General features: G+C 67.7%; 24 protein-coding genes. 8 read left to right on the top strand and 16 right to left on the bottom strand.

Annotated elements, in window-relative coordinates:
• Positions 1-71: 71 nt before the first annotated feature.
• A complete protein-coding gene (locus EPN51_RS27350; RefSeq protein ID WP_293049002.1) occupies positions 72-1,430 on the top strand; it encodes an HNH endonuclease signature motif containing protein in 1,359 nt (452 codons plus the stop codon).
• Here EPN51_RS27350 and EPN51_RS27345 read toward each other — a convergent pair.
• The gene (locus EPN51_RS27345; protein WP_293049001.1) at positions 1,427-3,169 is read right to left on the bottom strand and encodes a 3-ketosteroid-delta-1-dehydrogenase; all 1,743 of its coding nucleotides are present in this window, start codon (positions 3,167-3,169) and stop codon (positions 1,427-1,429) included. The genes EPN51_RS27350 and EPN51_RS27345 overlap by 4 nt on opposite strands.
• A gap of 100 nt (positions 3,170-3,269) precedes the next feature.
• Between EPN51_RS27345 and EPN51_RS27340 the strand changes: the two genes are divergently transcribed.
• Positions 3,270-4,403, top strand: a complete 1,134-nt coding sequence (locus tag EPN51_RS27340; RefSeq protein ID WP_293049000.1) for a Rieske 2Fe-2S domain-containing protein — start codon at positions 3,270-3,272, stop codon at positions 4,401-4,403.
• Positions 4,403-4,705 carry a ferredoxin gene (locus tag EPN51_RS27335; protein ID WP_293048999.1) on the top strand — a complete coding sequence of 101 codons (303 nt, stop codon included), beginning with the start codon at positions 4,403-4,405 and terminating at the stop codon, positions 4,703-4,705. The genes EPN51_RS27340 and EPN51_RS27335 overlap by 1 nt, the downstream gene beginning before the upstream one ends.
• Before the next feature lie 79 nt (positions 4,706-4,784).
• Here EPN51_RS27335 and EPN51_RS27330 read toward each other — a convergent pair whose 3' ends face one another.
• From EPN51_RS27330 to EPN51_RS27300, 7 genes are all read right to left on the bottom strand, one after another.
• Positions 4,785-5,861 (bottom strand): hypothetical protein, encoded by a 1,077-nt coding sequence (locus EPN51_RS27330; RefSeq protein WP_293048998.1) that lies wholly within the window; start codon positions 5,859-5,861, stop codon positions 4,785-4,787.
• Positions 5,862-5,906: 45 nt separating this feature from the next.
• Positions 5,907-6,890 carry an alpha/beta hydrolase gene (locus EPN51_RS27325; protein ID WP_293048997.1) on the bottom strand — a complete coding sequence of 328 codons (984 nt, stop codon included), beginning with the start codon at positions 6,888-6,890 and terminating at the stop codon, positions 5,907-5,909.
• The gene (locus EPN51_RS27320; RefSeq protein WP_293048996.1) at positions 6,887-7,729 is read right to left on the bottom strand and encodes an SDR family NAD(P)-dependent oxidoreductase; all 843 of its coding nucleotides are present in this window, start codon (positions 7,727-7,729) and stop codon (positions 6,887-6,889) included. The genes EPN51_RS27325 and EPN51_RS27320 overlap by 4 nt, the downstream gene beginning before the upstream one ends.
• A 2-nt stretch (positions 7,730-7,731) precedes the next feature.
• The gene (locus EPN51_RS27315; RefSeq protein ID WP_293048995.1) at positions 7,732-8,211 is read right to left on the bottom strand and encodes a nuclear transport factor 2 family protein; all 480 of its coding nucleotides are present in this window, start codon (positions 8,209-8,211) and stop codon (positions 7,732-7,734) included.
• A gap of 70 nt (positions 8,212-8,281) precedes the next feature.
• Entirely contained in the window at positions 8,282-9,307 is a 1,026-nt protein-coding gene (locus EPN51_RS27310; RefSeq protein ID WP_293048994.1) for an acyl-CoA dehydrogenase family protein, read from the bottom strand.
• On the bottom strand, positions 9,304-10,443 hold the full coding sequence (locus EPN51_RS27305; protein WP_293048993.1) for an acyl-CoA dehydrogenase family protein: 1,140 nt from the start codon (positions 10,441-10,443) through the stop codon (positions 9,304-9,306). Before EPN51_RS27305 ends, EPN51_RS27310 begins: the two co-directional genes overlap by 4 nt.
• Positions 10,444-10,658: 215 nt before the next feature.
• Positions 10,659-12,257, bottom strand: a complete 1,599-nt coding sequence (locus EPN51_RS27300; protein WP_293049030.1) for an acyl-CoA synthetase — start codon at positions 12,255-12,257, stop codon at positions 10,659-10,661.
• 93 nt (positions 12,258-12,350) lie between these two features.
• On the opposite strand from EPN51_RS27300, the gene EPN51_RS27295 reads away from it, so the two are divergent.
• Together EPN51_RS27295 and EPN51_RS27290 are read left to right on the top strand one after the other, a co-directional pair.
• Positions 12,351-14,288 (top strand): NAD(P)/FAD-dependent oxidoreductase, encoded by a 1,938-nt coding sequence (locus tag EPN51_RS27295; protein ID WP_293048992.1) that lies wholly within the window; start codon positions 12,351-12,353, stop codon positions 14,286-14,288.
• Positions 14,285-15,175, top strand: coding sequence for an SDR family NAD(P)-dependent oxidoreductase (locus EPN51_RS27290; protein ID WP_293048991.1), 891 nt, complete (start codon positions 14,285-14,287; stop codon positions 15,173-15,175). The genes EPN51_RS27295 and EPN51_RS27290 overlap by 4 nt, the downstream gene beginning before the upstream one ends.
• Here EPN51_RS27290 and EPN51_RS27285 read toward each other — a convergent pair.
• The 8 genes from EPN51_RS27285 to EPN51_RS27250 form a co-directional block, all read right to left on the bottom strand.
• The gene (locus EPN51_RS27285; RefSeq protein WP_293048990.1) at positions 15,172-15,798 is read right to left on the bottom strand and encodes a Dabb family protein; all 627 of its coding nucleotides are present in this window, start codon (positions 15,796-15,798) and stop codon (positions 15,172-15,174) included. The two genes, EPN51_RS27290 and EPN51_RS27285, sit on opposite strands and share 4 nt — an antisense overlap.
• Positions 15,791-16,138: a hypothetical protein gene (locus EPN51_RS27280; RefSeq protein WP_293048989.1), complete on the bottom strand. Its 348-nt coding sequence runs from the start codon at positions 16,136-16,138 to the stop codon at positions 15,791-15,793. Before EPN51_RS27280 ends, EPN51_RS27285 begins: the two co-directional genes overlap by 8 nt.
• A gap of 58 nt (positions 16,139-16,196) precedes the next feature.
• Positions 16,197-17,120, bottom strand: a complete 924-nt coding sequence (locus tag EPN51_RS27275; RefSeq protein WP_293048988.1) for an alpha/beta hydrolase — start codon at positions 17,118-17,120, stop codon at positions 16,197-16,199.
• Entirely contained in the window at positions 17,117-17,935 is an 819-nt protein-coding gene (locus EPN51_RS27270; protein ID WP_293048987.1) for an IclR family transcriptional regulator, read from the bottom strand. The genes EPN51_RS27275 and EPN51_RS27270 overlap by 4 nt, the downstream gene beginning before the upstream one ends.
• A 191-nt stretch (positions 17,936-18,126) precedes the next feature.
• The gene (locus EPN51_RS27265) at positions 18,127-19,593 is read right to left on the bottom strand and encodes an FAD-dependent oxidoreductase (RefSeq protein WP_293048986.1); all 1,467 of its coding nucleotides are present in this window, start codon (positions 19,591-19,593) and stop codon (positions 18,127-18,129) included.
• Complete coding sequence (gene bphC, locus EPN51_RS27260; protein ID WP_293048985.1) at positions 19,590-20,498, bottom strand: biphenyl-2,3-diol 1,2-dioxygenase; 909 nt, start codon at positions 20,496-20,498, stop codon at positions 19,590-19,592. The genes EPN51_RS27265 and bphC overlap by 4 nt, the downstream gene beginning before the upstream one ends.
• Positions 20,499-20,515: 17 nt before the next feature.
• Positions 20,516-21,700, bottom strand: coding sequence for an acyl-CoA dehydrogenase family protein (locus EPN51_RS27255; RefSeq protein ID WP_293048984.1), 1,185 nt, complete (start codon positions 21,698-21,700; stop codon positions 20,516-20,518).
• 91 nt (positions 21,701-21,791) lie between these two features.
• Positions 21,792-22,070: a 2Fe-2S iron-sulfur cluster binding domain-containing protein gene (locus tag EPN51_RS27250; protein WP_293049029.1), complete on the bottom strand. Its 279-nt coding sequence runs from the start codon at positions 22,068-22,070 to the stop codon at positions 21,792-21,794.
• A 131-nt stretch (positions 22,071-22,201) separates the two neighbouring features.
• On the opposite strand from EPN51_RS27250, the gene EPN51_RS27245 reads away from it, so the two are divergent.
• From EPN51_RS27245 to EPN51_RS27235, 3 genes are read left to right on the top strand one after another with little or no spacing between them, the layout of a single operon-like run.
• Positions 22,202-23,812 (top strand): NAD(P)/FAD-dependent oxidoreductase, encoded by a 1,611-nt coding sequence (locus tag EPN51_RS27245; protein WP_293048983.1) that lies wholly within the window; start codon positions 22,202-22,204, stop codon positions 23,810-23,812.
• Positions 23,809-24,624, top strand: a complete 816-nt coding sequence (locus EPN51_RS27240; RefSeq protein ID WP_293048982.1) for a mycofactocin-coupled SDR family oxidoreductase — start codon at positions 23,809-23,811, stop codon at positions 24,622-24,624. Before EPN51_RS27245 ends, EPN51_RS27240 begins: the two co-directional genes overlap by 4 nt.
• On the top strand, positions 24,621-25,466 hold the full coding sequence (locus EPN51_RS27235) for a mycofactocin-coupled SDR family oxidoreductase (RefSeq protein WP_293048981.1): 846 nt from the start codon (positions 24,621-24,623) through the stop codon (positions 25,464-25,466). The genes EPN51_RS27240 and EPN51_RS27235 overlap by 4 nt, the downstream gene beginning before the upstream one ends.
• The last annotated feature ends 1 nt before the right edge of the window (position 25,467 follow it).

The raw sequence follows: 25,467 nt of genomic DNA, 5'->3' as shown, positions 1-25,467 counted from the left end.
CTTGTGTCACTGTGTTTTCAGTGGTCACAGGGCGGGGGTTTTTGTCGGTGGGTCTTCGTAGGGTCTGGGGTATGGATTCGAGCAGTCGGGACGAGATCGTCGAGGTCTTCGACGCGCTCGATGCCGACCTGGACCGCTTGTGCACCTTGTCCTTCGAGGTGTTCACCACCCCGGAACGGTTGCGCGCGCTCGAGCGCATCGAACGCATCGCGCGCCGGCTGCGTGCGCCCGGGCACGCGTTGATCAACCAACTTCGCGCGCAGGCCACCACGACAGAATTGGGCGGCACGTTGCGCTGCGCGCTGGCCGACCGGCTACGCATCACGCCGGCCGAGGCGGGCCGCCGGGTTGGCGAAGCCGCCGATCTCGGGGAACGCCGCGCGCTCACCGGGGAGTTGTTGGCGCCCCCCTTGAACGCCACCGCGACCGCCCAACGCCACGGATTGATCGGCGACGCCCACGTGCGGGTCATCCGCAGTTTCTTTGCCGAGCTGCCCTTCGAGATCGACCTGCCCACCCGCCACGAGGCCGAGGCCGATCTGGCACACCAGGCCGCCAGGTTTCGCCCCGATCAGCTGAACCAGTACGCCCACCGGGTCATGGGCTGGCTCAACCCCGACGGGAAACTCAAAGACGACGAACGCGCCCGCAAGCGCGCCATCACCATCGGGGCACAGCAATACGACGGCATGTCACCCATCCGCGGCTATCTGACCCCCGAGGCGCGCGCCACCTTCGAGCCCGTGCTGGCCAAACTCGGTGCCCCCGGTGTGGCCAACCCCGACGACGAGGTTCCGGTCATCGATGAGATTCCCGATCAGGATGCGGTGCGCCGTGACCTGCGCACCCCAGCGCAGCGCAATCACGACGCCCTGCTGGCCGGGCTGCGCGCCCTGCTGGCCTCCGGGAAGCTGGGCTGCCACAACGGCCTACCGGTCTCGGTCGTGGTGACCACCACCCTGCAAGATCTGGAGGCCGCCACGGGCAAAGCCGTCACCGGTGGTGGCTCATTGGTGCCGATGTCGGATCTGATCCGCATGGCCAGCCACGCCCGTCACTACCTGGCGATCTTCGACCACGGCAAAGCCCTGGCATTACATCACACCAAACGGCTGGCCTCCCCGGCCCAGCGAATCATGCTGTACGCCAAAGACCGCGGCTGCACCAAACCCGGTTGTGACGCACCGGCCTACCACAGCCAAGTCCACCACGTGAGCGGCTGGACCAGCACCCACCGCACCGACATCAACGACCTCACCCTGGCCTGCGGCCCCGATAACCGCCTCGCCGAAAAGGGTTGGACCACCCGCAAAAACGCCCACGGCGACACCGAATGGCGACCACCGGCCCACCTCGACCGCGGACAACCACGAACCAACGCCTTCCACCACCCCGAACGATTCCTCCACCACGACGAAGACGACCCCTAGTTCTGAGGGCGGCGACCCGCTTCGCCCGGCTGCGCCGCGCTCGCGCTCGCCGCGTCCTGGGCCGCGATGTAGCCGTACACCAGGCCCTGCGCGATAGTCGCGCCCGCGCCGGGATACGTCGTGCCGAACGCATTGGCGGCGGTGTTGCCGATCGCGTACAACCCCGCGATCGCGCTGCCGTCCTCGCGCAGCACCCGCGCCCGCTCGTCGGTCTTGAGCCCACCGCAGGTACCCAGGTCGGACAGCACCATTTTCACGGCGTAGAAGGGGCCTTTGACCAACGGACGCAGGTTCGGGCTCGGCTTGATCGTCGGATCGCCGTAGTAGCGGTCGTAGGCGCTGCGGCCGCGGCCGAAGTCGGGATCCGTTCCGGTGGCGGCGTTGTGGTTGAACTGCGTCATCGTCTCGAAGAACTCCGGTACCGGAACGCCGATCTGTGCGCCGAGATCGGTGAGGTTATCCGCCCGGGTCGCGATGCCGGCGTCATACCAGGCCTGCGGGATGCGCATTCGCGGAAAGAGTTCGGCGGCAAAGACATAACTGTTGCGGTACTGCTGATCGAAGATGATCCACATCGTCTCGACCGGGCTGCCGGATCGTTCCAGCTCGAGGACCCGCTGCCCGAAGGACATGTAATCCGCCGATTCGTTGACGAACCGGCGCCCGTTCTGATCCACGATCAGGCAGCCCGGCAGGGACCGTTCCGCCAGCATCACCGCGGGCGCCTTGCCGGGCAGCGGCGCGACGGCCGGGAACCACCACGCCTGATCCATCAGATCGATATCGGCGCCGACTTCCTGACCCGCGCGGATCCCGTCGCCGGTGTTGGCCGCGGCACCGAGGCTGACGTCGGCACCCAACGACTCCGACTGAAATTTCCACCGCATCTCCATGCTGTGGTCGAAACCGCCGGCGGCCAGCACCACGCCGCGCCGCGCGGTGATCTTCACCTCGCGACCACCGTGGTCGGCGACGGCGCCGGCCACTCGCTCACCGTCGCGGACGAGGCGCACCAGCGTGGTCGCGGTCCACACCGGGATCCCGGCCCGCAACACTCCGGTGAACAGACCGGCCGCCAAGCCCTGACCACCCGCGGCGTACCGCCGGCCCAGCATGCGGCCTCCCACCCCCTGCGCCAGTCGCTTGCCATACGTGGAAATGCCCTTGCGCGGCATCCGGGCGACCAGATTCATCCAGCGGTAGTCGGCCCCGGTCGTCGGCATCGGGACACTGACCTCCATCAGGCCGGGCTCCAACCGGGTGCGGTAGTCGCCGAGCAGCGAGGTGTCGAAGGGGCGGCATTCGCAGGTACGGCCGGCCGCGCTGCCGCCGGGCTCCTCGGGGTGGTAGTCGGAATAGTCACGGGCCCAAAACAGCCGCAGCGGCGTCGTGCGGCGCAGCATGTCCACGGTCGCCGACACGTGCGCCAGAAACTGCGCCGATCGCTGCGCGGGTGCCGACCCGGCGACAACCGCGTCCAGGTAGGTGCCCGCGCACTCGGCGGTGTCGCCGGCGTCGGCTGCGGCCAGCACCGGGCTGGCGGGCAGCCACAGTGCGCCACCGGACCGCGCGGTCGAGCCGCCCACGTACGACGATTTCTCCACGATCAGCACCGACAACCCGAATTCGTGGGCGGCCAACGCCGCGGCCATGCCGGTGCCGGAGCCGACGACAAGCAGATCAACGGTCGTGTCGGCGACGGGAAGTCCGGCGGGGATAGTCGTGCTGCGCGTCGTCACATCCGAAACGGTAGGCCGCAGCGGCGCGACACAGAAGAGCCATCCTGATGAGTGGAACAATCGGGCGCACGGACCGGCGCGGGGGAGTTGAATCCTGCTCATGACGTCGCAGATCGAGGCCGACGAGGTTCGGCTGATAGAAGCACAGGCCGCCCCGACACGCTTCGCCCGTGGCTGGCACTGCCTGGGACTGATCCGGGATTTCGCCGACGGCAAGCCCCACGCGATCAACGCATTCGGGCAGAAGCTCGTCGTGTTCCGCAGCGGTGACGGCACCATCAACGTGCTCGACAGCTACTGCCGGCACATGGGTGGCGACTTGTCGCAGGGCCAGGTGAAGGGCGACGAGATCGCGTGCCCGTTCCACGACTGGCGTTGGGGCGGCGACGGGCGCTGCAAGCAGGTGCCGTACAGCCGGCGCACCCCCAAACTGGCCCGCACGCAGGCCTGGACGACCCTGCAACAGGACGGCTTGTTGTTCGTGTGGAACGACCCCGAGCGCAAGCCGGCGCCACCGGAGGTGACGATCCCGCGCATCGAGGGCGCCACCAGCGACCAGTGGACCGACTGGCATTGGTACACCACGGTCGTGGGAAGCAATTGCCGCGAAATCATCGACAACGTCGTCGATATGGCGCACTTCTTCTATATTCACGGCTCGTTGCCCACCTACTTCAAGAACATCTTCGAGGGGCACGTGGCCACGCAATACATGAACGGTGGAAGCCGGCCGGACATGGGCGGCACCGGATCGCAAATGCTGGGCACGACATCGGTGGCGTCCTATTACGGCCCCTCGTTCATGATCGACGACCTGACGTATCACTACGAGCATGGCGATGCCAACACGATCCTCATCAATTGCCACTATCCGATCGATTCGAATTCCTTTGTGCTGCAATACGGCATCATCGTGAAGAAGTCGGATACCCTGCCCGACGACCAGGCTATGCAGACGGCGATCACCCTCGGTGACTACGTCAAGCTCGGTTTCGAGCAGGACGTCGAAATCTGGCGGCACAAGGCACGCATCGACAACCCGCTCCTGGTCGAAGAGGACGGTCCGGTTTACCAGTTGCGCCGCTGGTATCAGCAGTTCTACGTCGACACCGCCGACGTGCAGCCGGATATGGTGGACCGCTTCGAGTTCGAGCTCGACACCACCCGCCCGTATGAGGCGTGGATGAAAGAGGTCGAGGCGAACATGGCGGCTCAGGCGGCGGGTACGGTGTGATGGCGCTCGATTCGCCCGTCAGGCAGGACAATCGACTCGACGAAATGCCGATGATTCCCGTGGTCTGCCGCAACTGCGGCGCGCGGGTGCTGGCACGCAAGAGCAGCTGGAACCAGACCAGCGTGCAGTGGAACGCCGACGCGACGGCCCGGTGCGCCGAGCGCGCCCAGGCCCAACAGATCTCGGCGCCCGGCAGCCCGGGGGTGTTCCTCGCGTGCTCGGCGCTGAGCGAGTCGATTCTGGACGCGGTGCGACACGGCGAGCTGTCTGTGGTCGATGAGCTGGAGGGCGCGGCAACCTAGCTGTGCCAACCGATTTCACAATGTGATAGCGTTTTCTGAAACCGGTTGGTTCCCTTGAGGTCTGGTCGGCGGGACTGGGTTACGCCAGCTGGAAGGCGCTGATCGGCGCCTCGTCGGGGTAGCTGGAGGGGCCGCCCAAGTCGTAGGCGGCATTGATCTCCCTGATGAACTCCGGATCGTGCAGCGGTTCGCTGGGCACGTTGAGCTTGATGCCCCGCGCGTTGAGATCGTCGACCATCATGTCGATGGCCCGTTCGATCGTCAGGTCGTCGGAGCCCTCCATATTCTTTTTCAGCTCGCCGAAGTCGGAGAACACCTCGGCCGACCAATGCACGAGGAACCGCAACTGCTGGGTGTGGTGACGCGCGATCACCTTGTCACCGTTCTTCAGCAGCCAGTGGTCGCGGTCGTCGGCATCACCGGTGAACACCGTGTCGAAGCCCAGTCCGGCCGGAATCTGTTGGTCCAGTGGTCCGTTCGCCTCGCCGCGGTGCACCATCATCTCGTTTTGCACCACGACGCCGCGGTTGTAGATCGGCGGCACGACGCGCTGGGGCGCCTGGAGTGGGCCCTCGGGCCAGTAGGTGAACCCGCTACCCGAGTCGAGCGAGAACCAGGTGATCACCTGAGCCATCTTGATCAGGTAGTCGCCGAACAGACCGGACTTGCCCATCACGCTGGTGAGCCACGTCGGCGCGTTCTCGTGCCGCACGCCGCGGAAACTCGGTGAATCAAGGTGGCCCGGATCGCGATTCGCGCACGGCCCATTGATGTTGAACAGCATCAGCTGCGGTTTGGCGTATTCGGCATTCCAGTAGCTCTTGGCCATCTCCACAAACCGTGCGTTATAGAAGCAGTCGTGCAGTTCGGGATAGAGCACCGAACCGTAGTTGGCGAGATAGCCGCGGAATGTCGGGGTGAGAAACAGATCCAACGTCGGGGTGAACCCTTCGGGGAAGACGCCGCTCATCGTCGCGATCAGTTCGTCGGCCGACGCGAAGTGCTGCGCGATGATCAGCCGCCAGGGGCCCTGGGTGCGCACCACGTCGAGCAGGCGCTCACGCTGGTCGTCTGTGTAGACATCCCGGATCTCCCGAGGTGGTGCGGCCGGCCGCAATACACCGGAAAGCTCCATCCGCCGCTCGTCGGTGAGCATCAGTCGTCTCCTTTGCAGTTCGCGATTAGTTGATTGTGCGCAGCGTCACCGCGACGCGGGAGACGGCTGTCCGGTGATCGGGACGTCAAACCGAAGCGGATGGGCGAACTTGGCGCGCAGCAACGCCCCGACCTCCGCGATGGCCAGCCGGCCGCGTGCGGTGGCATCGGAGCGCATCAGAAAGCCGTGGTACATGCCGGGATACCGAGTGACGGTGGTCTGCACGCCGGCGTCGCGCAGCCGCTCGGCGTAGCGCTCACCCCAGTCCCGGATCGGGTCGCAGCCTCCGGTGACCACGATCGCCGGCGGTAGGCCCGACAGATCGGCCGCATACGCCGGGACCAGATACGGGTCCGTGGGCGGCCCGGCGTCGCCGTCGGTCAGCCCGTGCATGTAGTCGATGTCGTCGCGAGCAAGCAGCGGTGCGTCGGGCAGCGCGGCGATCGAGGCAACGGACATGTCGCGGTCCAGGCCGGGATAGAGCAGCACCTGCGCACAGATAGCGGGTCCGTGGCGATCGCGCGCGGCCAGCGCCACCGCCGCGGCCAGCGAGCCGCCGGCGCTGTCGCCGACGACCGCGAGCCGGTCGACGTCGACGCGCAATTCTCCGGCGTTTCGTGACACCCATTCGGTGGCGGCGTAGGCATCGTCGAACTGCGCGGGCGGCGGCGACTCCGGGGCCAACCGGTAGTCCACGGCCACGACGGTGGCCGCCGAGGCCGAGGCCAGCTCACGGGCCAGCGGCTCGAAGGAGTGGTTGGAACCCATCACCAGTCCGCCGCCGTGTAGATAGATCAATACCGGTGCACCGGAATCCCCTGTCGGACAATAAATCCGGATGGGAACTCTGTCGGCGCCACCGGGTATGACCGTGTCGGTGACGCTGGTCATCTCGGGCATCGGCTGCGGCAGCGGTGCGGATTCGAGTCCGGCGCGCACCGCGGCCAAACCCCGTTGCCGCATCGGAGCGATCTCGCCGAACGAGGCGACCCGCGCGGCCGCGTCGGGGTCCGGGGTGGGAGCCTTCATCGTCTCAGCTTTGGCGGGCGTTGCGCGGCAAGCACGTTCGCGCGTTCGGTCATGGCCGTGGCGACGGATGGCTGGGTGAGTAAATAGAAGCGGCCCTCGGCGGCCTGCTCGAAAACCGTTTCGGCCGCGGCCAGGGGATCCATGGCCCCGGCCTTGATCTCGAGCATGGCCGCGCGCTGCCGCTCGGCGGCTGCGGCGTCCGTGGCGGCCGACGCGTCCACCCCGCCCGCCGATTCGAAGATGTTGGATACCACCGCGCCCGGCAGCACGGCCTGCACGTGAACATGGTGGCCATGCCCGGCCGACTCGACGTCGAGGCGCAGGCATTCCGTCATCGCCAGCACCGCGTGCTTGCTCACGATGTAGGGCGCCTGCAAGGGGATCGCCACCACCCCGCCGACCGAGGACAGGTTCCACACCCAGGCCGGCTCGTCGGTGGCCAGCATCCTCGGCAGGAACGCGCGCACGCCGTGGAAGACACCGCTGACGTTGATGTCCATGATGCGCTGCCAGTTGGCCACCGGCGTGTCCCACAGGTAGCCGAATTGTTCGACGCCGGCGTTGTTCACCAATAGCCGTACGGCACCAAAGTCCCGGTACGTCGTCTCGGCGAGCCGCTGCATGGCATCCGGGTCGCGCACGTCGCAGACGGCATTGTGAGCCACGCCCCCGGTCGCGCACAGCTCGCCGCACAGCGTCGCGACGGCGTCGGCGTCGATGTCGGCCAGCACGACCGTCATCCCCAATGCCACGGCGTGGCGGGCCATCCCGGCGCCGATACCGGCACCGGCGCCGGTGATGACCGCGACTCCGCCCCCGAAGGCTTCCCGAGCGTCCATGACTAGGAGTCGGCGGCGCTTCCGGCGTGCAGTTCCGAGAGCAGAACCGAGTTGGCGGTGTCGAGGATCACGTCCATCTCGGTGAATTCCAGTCCGTTGGCGCCGCGCCGAACGCCTACGTCGACCACACCGCTGGACACCGCGAACGGTACGAAGTTGGCGATCTGGTTGACGAACAGGTAAAACCGCGCACGGGTGACGCCGCCGTCGGTGCCGGTGCGGCACAGGTTGGTGGCGTGGTGCCGCAACGGGTAGGGGCTCTGCTTGCGGTGCTCGGACAGCCATTCCATCACCGCGTCGCGGCCGGTGAGCTCCGGCGACATCAGCTCTTCGAAAGGACTTGCGCCAGAATCGCTTCGGGTCACGTACCGAACGTCATCGGCGTAGCGCGCCGCGAGTTCGTCGTAGTGGGCCTCGTCGTAGTGGTACCAGAAGGACGCGATGAACTCCTGCAATTCGGGCAGCGTGATGTCGTCGCTCATGGCATCAGTCAACTCCGGGTGCGGCCCGGTAACACCTCGGATGCCCGGTCAGTGGAACACGGTGTGGAACTCAGCCGGTGATCAGGCTCCACAGTCCGCCGGTGCTGGCGTGCAGCGCCGCGTCGGTGACCTGTTCGTCCCAATACCGCACCGAGCCGAACTCCGAACGCCAGGCGAGCGCGGCCCGGGTGAACTCGTGCAACGCGTGCTCACGGGTGGTGCCGATCGCGCCGTGCACCTGGTGGGCGTTGCGTACCACCACTGAAGTCGCGTGCCCGGCGCACGAACGCGCCACGGCCACAAGGAAAGCCAGGTCGGGCGTCGACCATTCACAAGTGACCGCGGCGTGCAGTGCGGCCTCGGTCGCCGCCCGGGCCAGCGCGGCCTCGGCGGCGATGTCGGAGATCAGGTTCTGCACAGCCTGGAATTTGGATAGGGGGCGGCCGAACTGGACCCGTGAAGACGCGTGGTCGATGCACAGTTGCAGGATCCGATCCAGGGCGGCACTCACTTGGATGGATCGCGCCAGGGCGGCTTTCAGCCGCAGCTGGGTGAGGAGGGCCGCGGTGACCGGGACGCCTTGCAGGGTGGCCGGCTCGGCGGCCACCGTGTCACGTGGCTCACCGATGAGGTTGCTGCCCGGGGTGATCGTGAGCTGCCCGGCGGCGACGTCGGCGGCTCGGTGCCCGCCCTCGGCTCGCCACACGACCACGACCCGGTCGGCCGAAGCGGCCCAGGGCACGTCTGTCGCGGTTCCGTGTTTGTCGAGCACGCACATGGTCCGAACGGCATCGCCCGCGGGCATCCCGCTGGTCTCCAGAAGCCAGCACGCCAATAAGTCATGCTCGGCCAACGGGATTCGGACCCCATGCCTGACCGCTGCGGCCAGGAGTTCGGCCGCTTCGTACCAACTTGCCCCGCTGCCCCCGTGCTGTTCCGCACCGGTCAGTCGGGCCAGGCCGAGCTCGTCGAGGCGCTGCCAGAGGGCGGGGTCGCGCTCGACCGTCCCCGCGGGCGGGTGCTTTTCGCGGTAATCGGAAAATAACGCTCCCATCATGTCGACGAGCGCGCCGTCAACCGAAGGCCGGGCGCTCATCGCATGCCCAATCCGCGCGCGACCACGCCACGCAGGACCTCGTTGGTGCCGCCGCGCAGGGTAAAGCCGGGCCGCTGATCGAGGGCCGCACGCACCAGGCCCGAGAATCTCGAGTCGGGGGAGTCGTGCAGGGCGGCAAATTCCGCGACATCGCCTTCGGCGATGGTGCCCAGCACCTTGACCACCGCGGCGGGCAGGTCCGCGGGCTCGTGCCGTTCCAGCGCACCGGCCACCGCGGTGGACATCTGATGCAAGCCGGCGATGCGCGCCACCAGTCTCCCCAGATTCGGATCGCGAGGGATGGCGTTTGACGCCATGCGGTCGGCGCAGGTCGCCAACAGCACAAACGTGGACAAGAACCGCTCGGGCCCGCTGCGTTCGAAGGCGAGCTCGGAGGTCACCTGCTGCCAGCCGTTGCCGATCTCACCGAACACCATGGCGTCGGGGACGAACGCCGAATCCAGGATCACCTCGTTGAAGTGGTGGGCGCCGTTCATCGACACGATCGGCCGGATCTCGATGCCGGGTCCGCGCAGGTCGATGATGAACTGGCTCAGCCCTGCATGCCGATTCGCCGGGTCCACCGGCGCGGTGCGCGCCAGTGCGATGAACGCGTGCGCGAGGTGGGCGCCTGAGGTCCACACTTTGCTGCCGGTCAGCGACCAGCCCCCGTCGACGCGGCTGGCGCGGGTGCGCACGCTGGCCAAATCGGAGCCCGAGTCCGGCTCGCTCATCCCGATGGCGAAGAAGCATTCTCCGCGCACGATGCGGGGGAGGAACTCCTGCTTCTGTTCTTCCGTGCCGTATTTGAGCAGCGAGGGCACGATCTGGCGGTCGGCGATCCAGTGCGCGGCGACGGGTGCGCCCTCGGCCAGCAGTTCCTCGGTCACGACGAACCGTTCCAGGAACGAGCGCCCGTGGCCGCCGTATTCGGACGGCACCGTCATGCCCAACCAGCCACGTTCGGCGAGCGCGGCGGTGAATTTCTCGTCCCAACCCGTCAACCAGGCATCGACCGACGGGGTGAAGGCCCCGGCGACCACTTGGTCGGCAAGGAAATCGCGCACCTCGTTACGCAATTCCTCGGTCGCCGTGGCGTCGACGCTGGCGGGCGGCACCAAACGGGGGAGCGTCATCGGTGCGTAGTCCACTTCGCGGGCGGGTTGATGGTCCAGACCCGCGTCGGGCCGTCGCTGGTGATATCGAGAGGCGCGCTCATGAGGGCAACTGTAGTGACTTGCTCCGCGGACATTTTTCGAACCTGGCGCGGCCGAGTTCGCGGCTTCGATTCGCGCGACGGAGGCCGTTGTCCAAGGGTGACGAATTCTTCCGGACAGAGGTTGATTCGGGGTCAACCGAACGTGTGCTGTTCGAGACTGAAACGCTCCCGCAGCAAACGTTTGAGCAATTTGCCGCTGGGGTTCTTCGGAAGCGCATCCACGAGAAAGACACGTTTGGGAGTCTTGAATCCGGCCAGGTGCGCCCGGCAGTGAGAGAACAGTTCCTCCTCGGTGAGGGTGACGCCGTCGCGGGGGACGACGGCGGCCACCACCGCCTCCACCCACACCGGGTGGGGCAGCCCGAACACCGCAACCTCTTGAACACCGTTGTGCCAGTAGAGGATTTCTTCGACCTCTCTGCTGGCCACGTTCTCGCCACCGGTCTTGATCATGTCCTTCTTGCGGTCCACGACGTGCAGCAGTCCGTGTTCGTCGTAGTAGCCCAGGTCGCCGGAGTGGAACCAGCCGCCCCTGAAAGCCGCCGCGGTGCGTTCCGGGTCGTTCAGGTAGCCCGGGGTCAAATGCGGGCTGCGGTGGGCGATCTCGCCGACCACGCCGGCAGCGACGGGGTGGTCGGCGTCGTCGAGGATGACTGTTTCCACGTTGACCACCGGTCGTCCGGCCGAACCGGCGTGCGCGTCCTGCTCGTCGGGTCCCAGCGCGGAGGCCAGTGGCGCCATCTCGGTCTGGCCGTAGAAATTCCACAGTCGCAGGTGGGGCAGCCGCTCGCGGATCTCGTGCAGGATTTCCGCGGGCATTGCCGAGGCGCCGTAATAGCCCTTGCGCAGGCTGGACAGGTCCACCTGGTCGAATATCGGTGAGCGCAGCAGCGAGATCCACACCGTCGGGGGAGCGAAATAGCTGGTGACGCGGTAACGCTCGATGGTGCGCAACACCGTTTCGGGGTCGGGGCGCGGCAGGATGATGCTGGTGGCGCCCAGATAGATGTCGGTGGCCAGGAAGTTGTCCAGCTGGGCGCAGTGATACAGCGGCAGCGAATGGATCTCGACGTCGTCGTGCGACATCTCGCCGGCGACGATCGTGCTGGCGTACTGCCACATCAGGCTGCGGCTGGTGTGGATGGCGGCCTTGGGGCGGGATTCGGTTCCGCTGGTGTACATCAGCCGCACGGGTTGGTCGTCGTCGATGTGCGGGTTCGGCGCCGGTGTGTCGGTGGTCAGCCATTGGGCGAAATCCGCCCAACCGGGCACGCCCTGGTGTCCCCTCGGCAGCAGGGCGACTTTGGTCCTGACCACACCGCCACGCCGGATCGCCTCTTCGGCGGTCGGCGTCAGATCCGCTTCGACGACGAAGCCGCCGACCTGACTGTGATCGAGGATGTAGGCGATCTCCTCGGCGGTCAGCATGAAGTTGACCGGCACCAAAACCACGCCGGCACGCGCCGTCGCGAATGCCAGCACGGCGTACTGCCAGCAGTTGCGTGACAAGAGTCCTAATCGGCCGCCGGGTCCAAAACCGCTGTCGTGCAACGCCGCCGCGGTCCGGTCTACCAGATCGTCGAATTCGGCAAAGGTCAGCGCGACGGCACCGTCGATGATCGCGATCTTGTGCGGGTGCCGGCGGGCCGACCGCCGGGGAATATCGCCGAGTCCATGGCTTCGCGCCCGCTCGATCATGGCGTCGACGTCATCGGACTGCATGCCGGTCACGGTAAGCGCCGACGCCCGTTTGCGGGTCGTCCGCATCCCGCTGAGTAGACAAAGCCCTGCCCCTGGCCGCGGATCGCCCCGATACTCGTTGCCATGAGCACTGGCGTCCCCATCACGACCGAAACCGCCGGATGGGCGGGTCCGGATCCCGCAGACGTCGACGAACTGCGGGCCAACCTGCGTCAGGCGGACCCCGGGGTGCTGGTCGCCGTCCTGGCGCAATTGACCGGCGATCCGGCGGTGGTTGACCGGTTCGCACCGAAAATCACCTATGCGCCCGACCCGCCGGAACAGGCCGGCGCCACCGATCCGGAGACGGCCGCGCGGCTCATCGAGGAGATCGTCGCCGCACTGCGGCAGCCGCGCCGGGCGGACGCTGTGCCCGCCGACGACCTCGACCTGTTCACTCGTGTCGCCCCCGTCGCGCTCGGGGGAGAGATCGGGCCCGAATATCTCCGACTATTGCTCGAGCAAGGCGGTTTCCAGCCCTCGCAACCGGTGCTACCGCGCACCGCGAAACTTCCCACGGGCTTTCGGGTTGTCATCATCGGCGCGGGCATCGCCGGGATCACCGCCGCGCTCGCGTGTGCGGAGGCCGGCATCGACTACCAGATCATCGAGCGCAACGACGAGGTCGGCGGCACCTGGTACACCACCACCTATCCCGGCATCGGGGTGGACACACCCTCGGCGTACTACTCGCTGTCGCGCGACATCAACGGCGACTGGTCGAGCTACTACCCGCAGGGCGCGGAGTACCAGGCCTACCTGGTGTCGGTGGCGGACAAGAACGACCTGCGCAAGCACACGCGGTTCGGTACCAAGGTGGAAGCGTTGTGGTGGGAGGAGCGGCGCCGGCAGTGGCAGATCCGTTCGGTCGGCCCGGACGGAACGCGCGACGTCAGTCACGCGAACGTGGTGATCCCGGCCGCCGGATATCTCAACCGGCCGCGTTGGCCGGATCTGCCTGGCCGCGAGACGTTCTCGGGAATTTCGATCCATTCCGCGCAGTGGGATCGGAGGCTGGATCTCACGGGTAAGAGGGTCGCGATCATCGGAGCCGGCTGCACCGCGGTCCAGATCGTCGACGCGTGCGTTGACCAGGTCGCGCACCTGACCGTGTTCCAACGCCAGCCGCACTGGGTCGCGCCGCGACGGCGGGCATCCGACGACGTTCCCGCCTACCGGCGGTGGCTGGGCACGCGGCTGCCGTACTACGCCAATTGGGTTCGGCTCAAGTCCTATTGGGGGACATCGGACAACAACTATCCGGTGATCCTGCATGACCCGGATTGGGCGGCCGGGCATCTATCGATTTCGCCGGCCAACGACGTGCTGCTGCAGATCTGCCTCGAGTACATCGATCGCGTGTTCGGGGCGGGCAGCGAGCTCGCCCGCAAGGTCACGCCCGACTTCGCTCCCTACGGCAAGCGGATCATCCGCGATCCCGGCGGCTACTACGCGGCGCTGGCCCGCGAGCACGTGGACGTCGAGGCCAGTGAGCCGGCCCGGGTCAACGAAGCCGGAATCGTGACCGCCGACGGCACGCAGATCGACCTCGACGTCATCGTCTACGCGACCGGCTACCACCTGGATTTCCTTTCCGCCGTGGATATTCGGGGACGCGGCGGCAAGAAGCTGACCGACGAGTGGGGCGACGCTCCCCGGGCCTACCGCGGCGGGATGGTGCCCGGATTCCCGAACATGTTCGTTTCCTCGGCGCCCAACTACAGTCCGGGACACGGCGCCGGCCACAACTTCGGTGTCGAGGTGATGGTGCACTACGTGATGGAATGCCTGCAGTTGATGGCGCTGCGCAAGGCCTCCACCATGGAGGTGACGCAGCGGGCCTACGAGGACTACGTCGCCGGCATCGATGCGGCCATGGCCGACACCGTGTGGCGCCACACCCCGTCGGCCCACACCTACTATCGCTCGGGTGGCCGGATCGTGATCTCCTTCCCGTACCGCCTGGTCGACTTTTGGCGCGACCATCGCGCCCCGGTAGAAGAGGATCTCGAACTGCGATGAGCGACGGGTTACTCTTGGGCAAAACGGCTTTGGTCACCGGCAGCAGCCGCGGCATCGGCCGTGCCGTCGCACAGCGCCTGGCCGCCGAGGGCGCCACCGTGGCGGTCACGGCGCGATCGCACACGTCGTCGTTGTCGACGCGGGCGGGAACGACCACCGCCCTGCCCGGCGCCATCGGCGAAACGGTGGAGCTGATCGAGGCCGCCGGTGGTTCGGCGTTCGGCATCGCGTGCGACCTGGAGGATGCGCAGCAGCGTGACGGTCTGGTCGATGCGGTCCTGGACCGCACGGGACACATCGACATCCTGGTCAACAACGCCGGTTTCGCGGACTACTCGTTGGTCGAGGACATGAGTTTGGAAACGTTCGACCGCACCGTGGAGCACTACCTGCGCGTTCCGTTCGTGCTGACGAAATCGGCCGTGCCGCATATGCGTAACCAGGGGGCGGGCTGGATCGTCAACATCGGTTCCGTCACGGGCGTGGCCCCGGTGCGGCCGTACCGGGAATACAACAAGACATCCGGCGACGTGATCTACGCGTCCCTGAAAGCCGCCCTGCACCGGTTCACCCAGGGCGTGGCCGCCGAGGTGCTGGACGCCAACATCGCGGTGAATTGCGTCGGCCCGTCGACGGCGGTCCGCACACCCGGTGCCGCGCAGCTGATCCCGGATTCGTTCCCGACCGAACCGGTCGAGTACCTGGCCGAGACCGTGCTGGCGATGTGTCATGTGCCCGCCGCGGAGCGCACCGGGCTGGTCGCCTTCAGCCTGCATTACCCGTGGTCGCAGCAGCTACCGGTGCACAGCCTGGACGGTACCGGCGTGCTGCCCCCGTTAGCGCCGCCGGCGACTGCCAATCCGAATATTCTGCCCGCCGGCGTCTAGATCAGTACCGGGTCGGCGATCGCGCAGAAGCTGTGGCAGACGCGGTCGCGGATGATCACGTCCGTGGTCTCCGGGTCGAACCAGCGGTCCACCACCGCCCAGTGGATGGGGTGCATCAGGTAGGGCCCCATCAGCGCGTCGACGTCGGCGAACTCCTGCTCGAACACGTGTGTCCACGAGCAGGTTCCGACCGCCGCGGCCACCCGGCTCAGCTGCCAGGCCCGGATCGTCGGCAGATACCGCGGCATCGCGGATAGCTCGCGTTCGAACCGGGTGACGGTGTGCCCGGGTGTGCCTGGCTGCACGCGCAGCAGGAGCGCCCGGTAGACCGTGCCGGGTTTCTCGCCGCGGCGAACGGGTGTGCCCGCGTAGCCCACACCGTTGACCCGATCCACCGACGGATCGGCCAGCACGGCGGCGAGATCCTCTGCCGCACGGTCACATTGGCCTTTGGTCGCGAACCGCAGGTGCGCCAGGATATCACCCCCGTTGCGCGAGCCGGGCAGCGTCGGTTCCACCACCTGGCGTAGCGGCGCCGCGGCACGGGCGGCGCTGCGCAACTCCGCGAGAATCCGGTCGCGATCGGCCGCGGCGACGTCGACGAGTCGCGTGACGCTATACATCGCACAGTCCGTCCACGTCGTCGGCGGCAGCGGCGAAGGACCGGGACCGCTCGGTCACCAATTCGCCGAGCCGCGCCCACCATTCGCCCAGCGTCGGATCGGGACGACCCTTCCAGGTCATCTCCCACCACGCCTGCGCATTGGTCAGTGTCCAGGTTGCCGTGATGACGTTGACGTCGTCGTCGAACCAGATCGGTGGGCTCACCAGAATGTCGCGCAACCGCATCCCCCGTGCCCGCGCCCCGGGGGCGTAGTCGGCGAGGTAGGCGTCGACGAATCGGCGGGCGCATCCGGGTCGGGTCAGCACCCGGTCGATCACGAAGACTTCGCCGTCGGCCATGCGCCGACCGTATGCCAGCCGGGCGGCGCGGCGTCGGCAGCTCCCGACCACCGGGAACCTACCGTTGCAGCAGATCGGCTAGCGCCGCAACCGCTTCCTTGCGCGCCCGGTGCGCGATGTCGAGCATCGGCATCGTCATAAATCCGTGGATGCCGCCCTCGTAACGCAATTGCACGGTGGGCACGCCGGCCGCCTCGAGCGCAGCGCCGAAGGCCAGTCCCTCGTCGCGCAGAGGATCGTGGCCGACGACCACCACCACGGCGGGCGGCAGCCCGCGCAGGTCGGCGTTCAGCGGTGTGGCGTAAGGGTGCGCGCGGTCCTCGAACGACGGCACGTAGCAATCCCAGTACCACTGCAGCGCCGGCCTCGGGTTGTAGTAGCCCTGGCCGAACAGCCGGTAGGACTCGGTTTCGAAGTCGGCGGCGATCACCGGATAGAGCAGCAGTTGGGCGGCCGGCATCGGGCCGCCGCGGTCGCGGGCCATCACCGCGGTCACCGCGGCCAGGTTGCCCCCGGCGCTATCACCGCCCACGACGAGGCGTTCGGGATCGGCCCCGAGCGCGGCGGCGTTGTCGTAGGCCCAGCACGTCACGGCGTACACGTCCTCGGCAGCGGCCGGCCAGGAGTTTTCCGGAGCCAGCCGATAGTCGACCGAAACAACAACGGCGGGAACAAGGTTGGCGATGTTACGGCAGAGACCGTCGTGGCTGTCCAGATCGCAGAACACGAACCCGCCGCCGTGCGCGTACACGACGATGGGGAGCGGCCCCACGGCCTCGGGCCGGTATACGCGCACGGGGATCGGGCCGCCCTGACCCTCGACCGAGCGATCGGCGACCTCGGCGATGGATTCGGGCTGCGCCGGCGGCACCAATCTGGACCGGATGAGCGCCCGGGCCCCGTCACCGCTCATCTCCTGGACCGGTGGAAACCCGCCATCCAATTGCTCGATGATCGCCGCGATCTGCGGGTCGAGGCTCACGCGTACTGCAGGGCCGGTCGCTGCGCCGGGGCCGCCCGCAACGGACGCAACGGCTGCAGCGTCGGCGCCACCCGCTGCGGGCCGTCTTCGACGTTGCGCCAGATGCCCATCGCCGTCATGCGCACCGGGGCGGCCAGCCGTTGATCGAACGTCATGCGATTCATCGGGCCGCACACCGACACCGCGGCGACCACTTCCTGGGCCTCGCCGGGGCCGCCGATCGGCGCTGCGACGCAACCGAATCCGAGCAGCGACTCCTCACGCTCGAAGGCGACGCCGTGGGCACGCACCTTCGCCAGTTCAACGGCGAGTTGGGCACCGCTGGAGATCGAGTACTTCGTCTGACGCACCCGCAGGTCGAGCTCGGGCTCACCGTCGCGGTAGGCCAGGATCGCCTTGCCGACGGCCGTACAGTGGGCGGGCTGACGAGCACCCACGCGCGTGGGGATCCTGTGGTCGCCGACCTTGTCGAGGTAGACGACGTCGGCTCCGTCCAGCACCGCGAGGTGCACGACAAGCCCGGTGGCGCGGTGCAATTCGCCCAGCAGGGGGCCGGCCGCCCGCACCAGCCGATCCTGGTGCACGGCCAGCGAGCCCAGCTCGACCAGCCGCATGCCGAGCTCATAGTCGCGGCCGCTGCGGCGCAGCCAGCGCAGTTGCACCAGCCGCTCGAGCATCCGGTGCGCCGACGAGCGCGGCAGGCCGGTACGCCGCACGATCTGAGCCAGCGTCAGCCGTCCGGGCCCGTCGAACGCGTCCAGCACCAGCGAGATGCGGTCGATGACCGCGGTGGGGGTTTCGACAGGCGCCGGCATATATCCTCCTGGCTGGCATATTCCTATTAGGAAGATAGTTCTATCACACCGCTGTGGCCGCTGTCACACACCGCGCGAGCGCGGAAGCGGCGGTTCTCTCTCGCGCTCGTAACGCGGGGGTGCATCTTGGCGCGATATTCCGCCGTGGCGTTACGGCCGCGGGCAGTACACCCAGACTTCGCGAAGGAAATTCAGGCGTTGGCGGCCGAGCGGCCGGCGCGGCGCCCGTAGAAGCTGCCGTCACCGAGCGAGACGCCACTGGCGTAACCCCAGGCGGCGAGGCCGGCGGTGCAACGGCCGGCGGCGAAGAGTCCCGGGATGGGCGCGCCGCTGACGTGCAGCACCTCGGCGTCCAGCGTGGTGGCCAGCCCGCCCAGCGTGAAGCCGCCCGTGCTTTCCCGCAGGTCGATCGCTCCGACCGGGGAGCCGATCGGCTTGATCCACTCGGGCTTCTTATGCAGCAGCGGATCCTCGCCGCGCGCGGCGCCCGCGTTGTAGGCGGCCACCGTGGCCTGCAACGACCCGGGCGGCAGGCCCATGTCGCGTTCCAGGTCGGCGACGGTGTCGGCCACCCAGGTCGCCGGGCGCAGCATGAGCTTCGGCGACCACGAGCCCATCGCCTCCTCCTGCGCCGCACCGTCGATGATCAGATAGGCGATGTTGTCCTGCTGGTACAGGGTGAGCTGGCCGATCCGTCCCGGGTAGGTGTCCTCGGCGACATAGCGCTGACCGCGTCCATTGACCAGGATGCCGCGCACCAGCTGCTGGGGGTCGACGAAGATCGCGACCTCGGTGGCGTCCATGTGCGCCAGGTCGGCGCCCAGCGCCTGCGCCATCCGGATCGACTGCCCGTCGTGCTGCTCGATGGAAGCGGCCGGCCGGCCCGCAATGCGCGGCGCATAGCGCGCCACCATCGCGTCGTTGTAGGCGAAGCTGCCCGTGGCGAGCACGACTCCGCGGCGCGCCCGGACGGTCATGTCGTTCCCGTACTGGCGGGCGCAGATACCCACCACCCGGCCGTCGGATTCCACGATCAGCCGCTGCACCCGCACGTCGTAGAGCGCTCGCGCGCCGGCGGCGGTGGCCGTTTCGACGAGCGGCTTCATCAGCATGTAGCCGGCGCTGGCCTCGCCCTGCTTCTTGTTCTGCATTTGCGGGACGTGCCCGCGCGGGGCGGGGGAGGCGATGGTGTTGAACGGGTAGGAGTTTTCGCCACCGCTGTACATCAGCCCCTGATCGCCCATGGGCTCCCACCCGGGCTCGGAGAAGAACTCCGCCTTGAACGGCACACCGCAGCCGACAAGCCAGTCGAAGTGCGCGACGCTGCCGGCGCAGTAGTCGGCGATCCTGTTTTCGTCGGCCCCGGGCCCCATGGCCACGTTCAGGAACGCCGCCATGTTGTCGACGGAATCGGTGAAACCGCAAGCCTTTTGCAGTGGTGTGCCGCCGCCGAGGTAGATAAAACCGCCGGCCATCGACGCCGCGCCGCCCCAGGAGCCGGTGCGTTCCAGCACCAAGACGTCGGCGCCGGACCGGGCCGCTTCGACCGCCGCGGCGGCGCCCGCGATCCCGTATCCGGCGATGACGACGTCGGCGTCGGCGTCCCAGGCGGTGATCGACGACGCCGCGATCGGCGTCACGTCGGATTCGGGTGTCACAGCCGCATCGCCGCGGGCATCTCGCCGACCCACTGGTGGCCCCAGTAGCTGTCCGCGGTGATTTCCTCTGCGGTGTAATAGGTTTCGTCGACCCGCATCCCGTCGGTGCCGAACTCGATGTCCCAGTCGCCGGGGGCGCGGACATAGAACGAGACCATCTTGTCGTTGGTGTGGCGCCCGAGGGTGGACGAGAGCTGGAAGCCCCCGGCGTTGACCCGGTCCAGCGCCTGCCCGACGGCGTCGAGGGCGTCGACCTCGACCATGATGTGGACCAGGCGCGGGTCGCGCTGGTGCGCGGCGGGCACGATCGCCAGGCTGTGGTGTCGCTCGTTGATGCCCAGGAACCGAACCCGCACCGGGCCAAACTCTTTGGGCAGCGGCACCCGGAACGCGCCGCGGGCGCGGAAACCCAGAACCTCGGTGTAGAAATCGAACAGGCCGTTGGCGTCCACCGCCGGCACCACCACGTGGCCCATGCCCTGGTCGCCGGTGACGAATCGCGCGCCGAACGGGGTGACGATGGGGCTGTGGTCGAGCACCGCGCCGTGGAACACCTCGAGCGTGGTGCCTGCGGGATCCTCGAAGGTGATCACCTCTTCGACGCGGCGGGCCTCGGCCTCCTCGGTGGAGAGCTGTTTGTACGCCACGCCGGCGCCGTCGAGGGCGGCCTGCACTCGTTGCAACCCCGGGTGGTCGCGCACTTCCCAGCCGACGGCCAACACCCGGTCGGTCGCACCGGGCACCACGATCAGCCGGGCCGCCCGCTCGTCCATCCGCAGATACAGTGCCGACGGGTCGGGGCCCTTACCTTCGGCGAAACCCAGCACCCCGAAGGCGAACTGGCGCCAACGGTCGATGTCGTTGGTCGAAATGGTGATGTAGCCCAGGCTTTTCAGGTCGCTCACGTCGCGAGTCCTCCGGCTCAGATCAGGGCCCGCAGCGGGCCTTCGGGCGGGTCGATCCCGATCGAACTCAGCGCCGACGCGTGGTAGGTGGTGCCGGGCACATGGATGGCGTGCATCTGGCCGACGTGCACGTCACGCCAATACCGTTGCAGCGGCTTGTCCATCCGGGCCGCGTTGCCGCCCGAGCGGGCGAAGATCTCGTCGACCGCCGACACAGCCCGCCACACCGCGCGAATCTGGGTACGGCGCCCGGCCGCGCGATCGGCGAACGACACCTCTTTACCCGCCGCGACCATGTCGTAGATGCGGTCGGCGTTGGCCAGCAGTTCCTGGCGGGCGGCGTTGATGTCGGCGGCGGCCTCGCCGATCGCGTGCATCACGTAGGGATCGTCCTTGATCGCGGTGCCGGTGGCGCCCACCCGGCCCCGCTGGTAATCCAGGTGCGCGGCCAGCGCGCCCTCGGCGATGCCGATGGTCGCCGCGGAAATGCCGAGCGGGAACATCGTCGACCACGGCATCAGGTACAGCGGCTCGGTCATGCCGGCCTCACGCTGGGCCGTGCCGTCCATCACCTTCGCCGCGTCCATGGTGCGGTAGGCCGGGACGAACGCGTCGGAGACGATGACGTCCTTGGAGCCGGTTCCGCGCAGCCCCACCACATTCCACGAGTCCTCGACGATCGCGTAGTCCTTGCGCGGCAGGATCATGTGCAGCATTTGCGGCGGCATCAACGGGATGCCCTTGTCATCGCCGAGCATCGCCCCCAGGATGATCCAGTCGCAATGGTCGGTGCCCGAGCTGAACTGCCAGCGGCCGTTGAAGAGGTAGCCGCCGTCGACGGGCTTGGCCACACCCTGCGGTGCATACGGCGAGGCCATCCAGGTGTCGACGTCGTCGGCCCAGACCTCGGCAGCCACCTTCGGGTCGGCATACGCCAACTGGTGGGGGTGGACGCCCACCACGCCGACGATCCAACCGGCGGCCGGGTCCAGTGCCGCGGTGGCCATCGCCGTCTCGGCCCATTCGCGGGGGTGGACCTCAAACCCCTGGTAACTCTTGGGCTGCAACAGCCGGATCACGCCGGCGCCCTTCATCAGCTTGACGGTGTCGTCGGTCAGCCGGCCGAGTTGTTCGGCTTCCGCGGCCTGGTCGCGCAACTGGTCGGCCATGGCCACGACCCGGTCGAGTACCCGCTCGCTCATGTTTGTCGTCCTTACCTGTGGGTGCCTAGTAATGGTCTACCGCAGTCACGGCCCGTCCCAAAGGAAATCCCGATGAGCGGACACAACACGGTCAAAATTCGACATGAACATCGGTGCCGGCCGGCCGAGCCTGACAGGCCAGAATCAGGCCTTCCTCGAGAGCTCCGGCGTCGAGCACGTCGCACGGGGCCATGTGGACATCGCCGGTGACGACGGTCGCCACGCACGAGCCACAGCGGCCCTCCCGGCACGAGTGGGGCACGGCGATCCCCGCCGCGAGCAATGTCTCGACCAGCGTCTGACTGTTGGGCCAGCGCAAGCGATGCCGTTGACCGTCCAGATCGACTTCGACGCGCGTGACGTGGGGCATGCGGCGATCGTCGGTCACCGGGCGCGCGCCGACGAGCCCGCGCGCCCGGTGGTCGGGAAAACTCGCCTCCAGCGTCCGGTGACCGGGAGGGGGAGCGGTTCGCGACGTCCGAGGACCTACGGTGAGTACTTGTGAGCGATCCCGGCCGGCAATCTCTCGATGTCGTCGTGGTCGGCGCTGGGTTCGCCGGCCTGTACGCCCTGCACAAGCTGCGCAGCCAGGGCCTGTCGGTGCGAGTGCTGGAAGCCGCACCCGAACTCGGTGGCACCTGGTACTACAACCGGTATCCCGGCGCGCGCTGCGATGTCGAGAGCGTCGATTACTGCTACTCGTTCTCCGATGAACTCCAGCAGGAATGGAACTGGACCGAACGCTACGCGACCCAAGCGGAGATCCTCGAGTATCTGAACTGGGCCGCCGACAAACTCGACCTGCGCCGCGACATCGTGCTGAGCACCCGCGTGATCTCGGCTGCACTTGACGAGACGACGCTGCGCTGGACGGTCACCACCGATACCGGGCGGACCATCTCGGCGCGGTTTTGCCTCATGGCAACCGGTCCGTTGTCGGCCGCGCTGACCCCGGACTTCAACGGCCTGGACGCCTTTGCGGGCGAGATCTACCACACCGCCGAGTGGCCCGACCGCCCCGTCGAGTTCACCGGCAAGCGGGTGGCGGTCATCGGTACCGGATCCTCGGGCATTCAATCGATCCCGCTTATCGCCGAGCAGGCCGCACACCTCTACGTCTTCCAGCGCACACCCAATTACAGCGTCCCGGCGGGTAACAGACCGTTGTCCGCCGAAGAGCTGGACGACCTCAAGGCGGGATATGCGCAGCGGCGCGCGAAGTCCTGGCGCAGCGGCGGTGGCTCACCGCACCTTACGGCCCCGAAGCCGACCATGCAGTTCACGCCCGAGGAGCGCCGCGCGGCATTCGAAAAGCGTTGGCAGCTGGGCGGTGTGCTGTTCTCGAAGACGTTCCCGGACCAGATGATCAATCTGGAAGCCAACGAAGAGGCCCGCAGATTCTACGAAGAGAAAATCCGGGCGATCATCGAGGATCCGGCCGTCGCCGACCTACTGATTCCCCACGATCACCCGATCGGCACCAAGCGAATCTGCACCGACAGCAACTACTTTGAGACCTTCAACCGCCCGAACGTGTCGCTGATCAGCGTGCGCGGCACCCCGATCGAGTCCGTCGACACCACCGGGATCAATACCACCGAGACCCATTACGACGTCGACATGATCGTGTTGGCAACGGGTTTCGACGCGATGACCGGAGCGTTGGGCCGGATCGATATCCTTGGGCGTCGCGGGAGCGCCCTGCGCGAGGACTGGGCGCATGGACCCCGCACCTATTTGGGGCTGGGCGTCGACGGCTTCCCCAACCTGTTTTTGATCTCGGGCCCGGGGGCACCCGCCGTGCTGGCGAACATGGTCTTGCACGCCGAAGCCCAGGTGAACTGGATCGCCGAGGCCATCGCCTTCCTCGACGACCACGGTTACGCCGCAATGGAAGCCACCGTCGACAGCGTGGACGGCTGGGGCGCCGAATGCGCCCGCCGGGCCGAGACGACGCTGTTCACCAAGGCGAACTCCTGGTACATGGGCGCGAACGTGCCGGGAAAGCCCCGGGGTTTCATGCTGTTCGTCGGCGGCTTCGCAACCTACAACGACATCTGCGCCGAGGTCGCCAACGCCGGCTACCGGGGCTTCGATCTCATCGAACAATGACGGGATTGCTGGACAAGGTTGTCGTGGTCACCGGTGCCGCTCAAGGAACCGGGCGGGTGCATTGTCAGCGCTTCGCCGACGAGGGCGCGGATGTGATCGCGCTCGACGCTGCCGCGGCGGCCGGCGAATTACACGACACCGCACGGAAAGTCGCCGATCGCGGTCGGCGCTGCGTGACCGGCCTGGCCGACATCAGCGATCTCGTGGCCGTCACCGCCGCCATCGATGCCGGCGTCGCCGAGCTGGGCCGGCTCGACGTCATCGTCGCCAACGCCGGCGTCCACCTGCCGGGCGCACCGTCGTGGGAACTCGACCCGCAGGTGTGGCAGCGCACCCTGGACATCAACCTCACCGGCGTTTGGCACACGGTCAGGGCGGGCGTGCCGCACATGTTTGATCGGGGAGGCGACTCGGGCGGTTCGGTCGTCATCATCAGTTCCACCAGTGGCATTCGCGGTCTGCCCAATACCGCCCACTACACCGCCAGCAAGCACGCGGTGGTGGGCCTGGCGCGCACGCTGGCCAACGAGCTCGGGCCGCGCGGCATTCGGGTCAACACCGTGCACCCCGGACCGGTCGCGACGCCGATGGTGCTCAACGAGGCCACCTTTCGGCGGCTTCGGCCGGACCTGGCCAACCCGACGGAGGCCGACGCGGCCGAAGTGCTGCGGGCCCGTAACCTGCTGCCGGTGCCGTGGGTGGAGCCCGTCGACATCGCCAACGCCGTGCTGTTCCTGGCGTCCGACGAAGCCCGCTACATCACCGGCACCCAGCTGGTCGTCGATGCCGGTCTGACCCAGAAGACGACATGAGCGCCAAGCGACATGGGCGGCTCGCGGGCAAGGTCGCCCTGATCACCGGCGCGGCGCGGGGGATCGGTCGCGCGCAGGCGGTGCGGTTCGCGCAGGAGGGCGCCGACGTCGTGGCGCTGGACGTGTGCGGCCCGGTCGACACGGTGATGATCCCGCTCAGCACGCCGGACGACCTCGACACCACCGCGTCGTTGGTCAGCGAGGCCGGCGGGTGCGTGCACACCGAAATCGTCGACGTGCGTGACCTCGCCGGCATGCAGGCCGCCACCGACCGCGGTGCCGAGCGGTTCGGCGGACTCGACGTGGTGTGCGCAACCGCGGGAATCACGTCGCGCGGCATGGCGGTCGACCTGGACGAAGACGTCTGGCGCACCATGCTGGACGTCAACCTCACCGGGGTGTGGCACACCTGCCGCGCCGGCGCACCCCACCTCATCGCGCGCGGCGCCGGCGCGATGGTCCTGACGAGCTCCATCGCCGGGCTGCGCGGGTTGGTCGGTGTCGCGCACTACACGGCCGCCAAGCACGGCGTGGTCGGCCTGATGCGCACACTGGCCAATGAGCTTGCGCCACACAATGTCCGGGTCAACTGCGTCAACCCGACCAATGTCGACACACCGATGATCCAGAACGACGTCGTCAGCAGCGCGTTTCGTCCGGACCTGGACCGGCCGCCCACGCGCGCCGAATTCGCCGAGGCCGCCCGCTCGATGAACATGCTTGCGGTGCCGTGGATCGATCCGCTCGATGTCGCCAATGCCGCGCTGTTCCTGGCCTCCGACGAGGCGCGCTACATCACCGCGATCACCCTGCCCGTCGATGCGGGCGCCACCCAGCGATGAG

The sequence above is a fragment of the Mycobacterium sp. genome (assembly GCF_004298145.1).
Lineage (GTDB): Bacteria > Actinomycetota > Actinomycetes > Mycobacteriales > Mycobacteriaceae > Mycobacterium.
The sequence above is the reverse complement of the archived record's forward strand: the minus strand, read 5'-3'. Positions and strand labels throughout refer to the sequence as shown.

Bases quoted from the DNA above. Each gene is read 5' to 3' on its own strand.
- EPN51_RS27350 (WP_293049002.1), top strand. From the start codon at position 72: ATGGATTCGAGCAGTCGGGACGAGATCGTCGAGGTCTTCGACGCGCTC.
- EPN51_RS27340 (WP_293049000.1), top strand. From the start codon at position 3,270: ATGACGTCGCAGATCGAGGCCGACGAGGTTCGGCTGATAGAAGCACAG.
- EPN51_RS27335 (WP_293048999.1), top strand. From the start codon at position 4,403: ATGGCGCTCGATTCGCCCGTCAGGCAGGACAATCGACTCGACGAAATG.
- EPN51_RS27330 (WP_293048998.1), bottom strand. From the start codon at position 5,861: ATGCTCACCGACGAGCGGCGGATGGAGCTTTCCGGTGTATTGCGGCCG.
- EPN51_RS27325 (WP_293048997.1), bottom strand. From the start codon at position 6,890: ATGAAGGCTCCCACCCCGGACCCCGACGCGGCCGCGCGGGTCGCCTCG.
- EPN51_RS27320 (WP_293048996.1), bottom strand. From the start codon at position 7,729: ATGGACGCTCGGGAAGCCTTCGGGGGCGGAGTCGCGGTCATCACCGGC.
- EPN51_RS27315 (WP_293048995.1), bottom strand. From the start codon at position 8,211: ATGAGCGACGACATCACGCTGCCCGAATTGCAGGAGTTCATCGCGTCC.
- EPN51_RS27310 (WP_293048994.1), bottom strand. From the start codon at position 9,307: ATGAGCGCCCGGCCTTCGGTTGACGGCGCGCTCGTCGACATGATGGGA.
- EPN51_RS27305 (WP_293048993.1), bottom strand. From the start codon at position 10,443: ATGACGCTCCCCCGTTTGGTGCCGCCCGCCAGCGTCGACGCCACGGCG.
- EPN51_RS27295 (WP_293048992.1), top strand. From the start codon at position 12,351: ATGAGCACTGGCGTCCCCATCACGACCGAAACCGCCGGATGGGCGGGT.
- EPN51_RS27290 (WP_293048991.1), top strand. From the start codon at position 14,285: ATGAGCGACGGGTTACTCTTGGGCAAAACGGCTTTGGTCACCGGCAGC.
- EPN51_RS27285 (WP_293048990.1), bottom strand. From the start codon at position 15,798: ATGTATAGCGTCACGCGACTCGTCGACGTCGCCGCGGCCGATCGCGAC.
- EPN51_RS27280 (WP_293048989.1), bottom strand. From the start codon at position 16,138: ATGGCCGACGGCGAAGTCTTCGTGATCGACCGGGTGCTGACCCGACCC.
- EPN51_RS27270 (WP_293048987.1), bottom strand. From the start codon at position 17,935: ATGCCGGCGCCTGTCGAAACCCCCACCGCGGTCATCGACCGCATCTCG.
- EPN51_RS27255 (WP_293048984.1), bottom strand. From the start codon at position 21,700: ATGAGCGAGCGGGTACTCGACCGGGTCGTGGCCATGGCCGACCAGTTG.
- EPN51_RS27250 (WP_293049029.1), bottom strand. From the start codon at position 22,070: ATGCCCCACGTCACGCGCGTCGAAGTCGATCTGGACGGTCAACGGCAT.
- EPN51_RS27240 (WP_293048982.1), top strand. From the start codon at position 23,809: ATGACGGGATTGCTGGACAAGGTTGTCGTGGTCACCGGTGCCGCTCAA.
- EPN51_RS27235 (WP_293048981.1), top strand. From the start codon at position 24,621: ATGAGCGCCAAGCGACATGGGCGGCTCGCGGGCAAGGTCGCCCTGATC.